The sequence below is a fragment of the uncultured Lactobacillus sp. genome (assembly GCF_947367125.1).
Lineage (GTDB): Bacteria > Bacillota > Bacilli > Lactobacillales > Lactobacillaceae > Lactobacillus.
This window is the reverse complement of sequence record NZ_CANBCQ010000072.1, coordinates 1-3,321: the sequence shown is the minus strand read 5'-3', so window position 1 is coordinate 3,321 and position 3,321 is coordinate 1. Positions and strand designations below refer to the sequence as shown.

Here is a 3,321-nt window from a genome sequence, read left to right as displayed (position 1 = left end):
ACTACAATTGGTAGTCCACTTCGAGAAGTCAAAGTTGGTATTAGCGACAAGCAAAACACTGATCGCGGTACAACCGTGATTCTTGAAGCTACATTCCAAAACGACAATCTAGCCAACGACTTGCCTTATACGGCAGTTGGCTTTTTTGCACAGAAAGGCAATGATGAAAAGCTGATTGCGGTAGCTGTTGCCAATACTGGCGCTTATCTAACAGCGACTAGTCCAGATGGCGTTGCTACTGATGCACTTGACTTAAAGCTAGCGATTGCCATTGGTGACGCTACAAACGTCACGGCTACTGTTGACCCAGCTGGATCAGTTACGCCAGCAACACTAAACGGGGCTATCAACCAAGTAACGCACGATTTAACGGCGCAAATTGATACCAAGGCTGATTCTACTGATTTAGATAAAACTAATACTGAGGTAGCTAAAAAGGCTGACAGCGAGGACGTTAAAACCCAGGTTGATACAGTTAGCAAATCAATCACCGATTTATCTAACACGGTATCAGCTAACAAAGACGCTACTGACAAAGCGCTAGCGACCAAGGCAGATCAAGCCGCGGTCACTGATCAAATCAGCAAGCAAGTCGCTCAGATCAACACTGCACTTGACACCAAGGTCACGGCTGACTACTCATACAGCAAGGCTGAATTAGATAAGAAGCTGCTAGACCTGACGACCGACACAAACGGCAAGGTTGACGCTGGTCAAGTATCTACGATGATCGAAGGCAAGGCTGATAAAACCGATGTTGATAAGCAGATTAAGGCTGTTAATGATGCAGTTGCTACTAAGGCGGACAAAGCCACGGTAGACGCTGAGATCGGCAAGATTGACTTCACGCCTTATGCAAAAGCGGCGGACGTTGACGCGAAGGTTAAGACGGTTACCGACTTAGCCAACACCAAGGCAAGTCAAACTGACCTAGATCATCTCAATATTGTTAAGGCCGATAAGTCAAGCACTTACACAAAGACTGAGGTTGATAGCAAAGTCAATGACGCGAAAAATAGCGCACAGTCAAGTGACAATCAAATCTGGGGTGCAGTTAACAACCTTAGAGGCTTTAGAACTGTTGATTCGCCCGACTTCAATAACTTAACTGATTACGGTATTTATTACGTTTCCAATCCAGGTAACGGCAAAAACTACCCTGCAGATAGTTGGGGCGTACTGATAATCTCAAATGGAAATAATGCTAGACTGGTTCAAACTTACTATCCTGACAATGGTGATGCACCATTTTACAGAATGCGAGTAGATAAGACCTGGCAACCGTGGCGGCAATTAGCCAAAGCAAGTGATGTTTCTAATCTGCAAACACAAATCAACAACAATGATAAAGCCACAATCACGGTAGGCTATGACTGGAACAAAGGTGACGCAACTAATGAAACGCGTACTTTGCAAAATGCCTGGCTAGTTGATCAACAGGTTTTCAGTGGAGCTGTGACTCGTATGAATGACTTGCAGAATCAGATTAATTCAAAGCATAACGTAGTTACACCACTGTTTAGGGCAATTTCAAACTCTAACACGTGGAATGACATCTTCGGGGTGAATAATCCTAATGATGTTCTAACGTCGCTGAGAATTAACGATGGCGGTACTGGCGCACTGCTAAACAACTATGCGGCTGGTATTGGTTTTGGTGGTGCAGATACCAAGGGCGTTTTAAGCGTCAGCTATGGTGACCATCAAGCGCGCATTACTGGTGGTAATAGTGATAGACCACAATGGAGCGAAGATATTGCTTGGAAGTCGGATATTACTAATTTGCTTAACCAGCTCAACCAGCAAGCACAAACCATTCAGTCGCTGACCACGCGTCTAACCAACGCAGAAAACGAAATTAGATACATCAAGGCTAACTATGTTGAGGGCAGGACATTCCCAGCATCACAAGAAGCGCAAGCTAACAGCTGGGAGAATGAAAATCCTCACAAAATAGCCTTTATTACGAAATAGAAGGAAGGTGAAAGCATGTTAGATCACATGCTTTTTAATTTGCAGAAATGGTTTGCAATTGATGACAATACGGACAGTGTAATCATTAACAATAATCAATATTACAAAGTACCCAAACGGGTAAAAACGCCACCTTTGGGAACTATGCGCGATCTTTGTGTTAATGGTGAGCCTTATACTGAGTATATCTATGATTGTGTTGGAGTAAGTAGTATGTATTACGTCTTAAAAGGCACAGTACGGCAGAATGGCGCAGGGACAATGGTTACTACTTTTCTAGTTGAAAAAGCTGGTTGTACCCCAATCTGGGGGGTAAAACCTCACCAACCCACTTCTGGCAATGGATTAGGTCACTTCTTTACCTACGTAAGGAGGTGGCTTAGATGCTAGATCACATGCTATTTGATCGAAAAAAATGGAAAAGCTTAACAGATGAAAATGGCATTTTTAATGCTAGTTTTTTACCTGTTTCAGGCTATTTACCATCTGGATCAACTTTAATTGATGATATGGGAAACATTAACCCTGGCAAGTCAGTTCAAAGTGGAAACTTCACAATCATCGGATATGACAGAAAATTAAATTCATTTATCACAAATGAATTTAGAACTCAGGATACTTATGGTCTGGGTGCTGGTAATGATACCTACGGAATTTATACTAGAATACTTGTATCACAAGCCCGTAACTTAAAATGGGGGGGTAAACCCCTCTTAATCCGCTTATGTCAAGCATTTAGAGTCATCACTAGAAAGGTGGTGGCTCTATGATTGACAGCATACTCTTTAATAGTGAAAAGTACCGTAAATACGGCTACACCAGCATTACTAAGACACTAAATAATCCTGATCATCGATTCAAGTTAGTTGATAGCGTTGATGTTTTGGATATGAACAGATACACTGTGGTGACTTTTAGCAATGGCGATAGTTACCGGGCTAAGAACTACGTTCTATATAATCATGTAAACGAGCCATCAACGTTTTTTAATCCAACAACGCAAGGCAATTATTTGCAAGTGGACCACGAAACTACAGCTTATGGAATAGGTCCTGGTATAGAAGCTTATTACCATGGAGCTTATGAAGATGATGATCACGTTATGCATGAAACTCCAATAACGGTTGATTGGGTAAAAATAGAAATAAACGTAGATTAGCACTTAAAACGAGTGCTTTTTTTATGCAAAAAATAACCTTGCTCACGGGGCGTTCCCGTGGGCTTTTTTGATAGAAAGGAGCCACACAAAATGGCTGACGAAACACAAAACGCACCAGTAGCAAGTGCTGAAACTGCTACACAAACACAACCAACTAAGTTGTACACGTACTACTACTCAAATCCTGA

Annotated in this window: 4 protein-coding genes; all 4 read left to right on the top strand. The window is 42.1% G+C overall.

Features of this window, described 5'->3' with window-relative positions:
* The coding region (locus Q0Y84_RS12205) for a hypothetical protein (protein WP_297954181.1) at positions 1 to 1,974 on the top strand (1,974 nt) is incomplete at its 5' end.
* A gap of 15 nt (positions 1,975 to 1,989) precedes the next feature.
* Positions 1,990 to 2,364 carry a hypothetical protein gene (locus tag Q0Y84_RS12200; protein WP_297954179.1) on the top strand — a complete coding sequence of 125 codons (375 nt, stop codon included), beginning with the start codon at positions 1,990 to 1,992 and terminating at the stop codon, positions 2,362 to 2,364.
* Positions 2,358 to 2,744, top strand: a complete 387-nt coding sequence (locus Q0Y84_RS12195; protein WP_005727763.1) for a hypothetical protein — start codon at positions 2,358 to 2,360, stop codon at positions 2,742 to 2,744. The genes Q0Y84_RS12200 and Q0Y84_RS12195 overlap by 7 nt, the downstream gene beginning before the upstream one ends.
* A complete protein-coding gene (locus Q0Y84_RS12190; protein ID WP_297954175.1) occupies positions 2,741 to 3,133 on the top strand; it encodes a hypothetical protein in 393 nt (130 codons plus the stop codon). The genes Q0Y84_RS12195 and Q0Y84_RS12190 overlap by 4 nt, the downstream gene beginning before the upstream one ends.
* Positions 3,134 to 3,321: the final 188 nt, after the last annotated feature.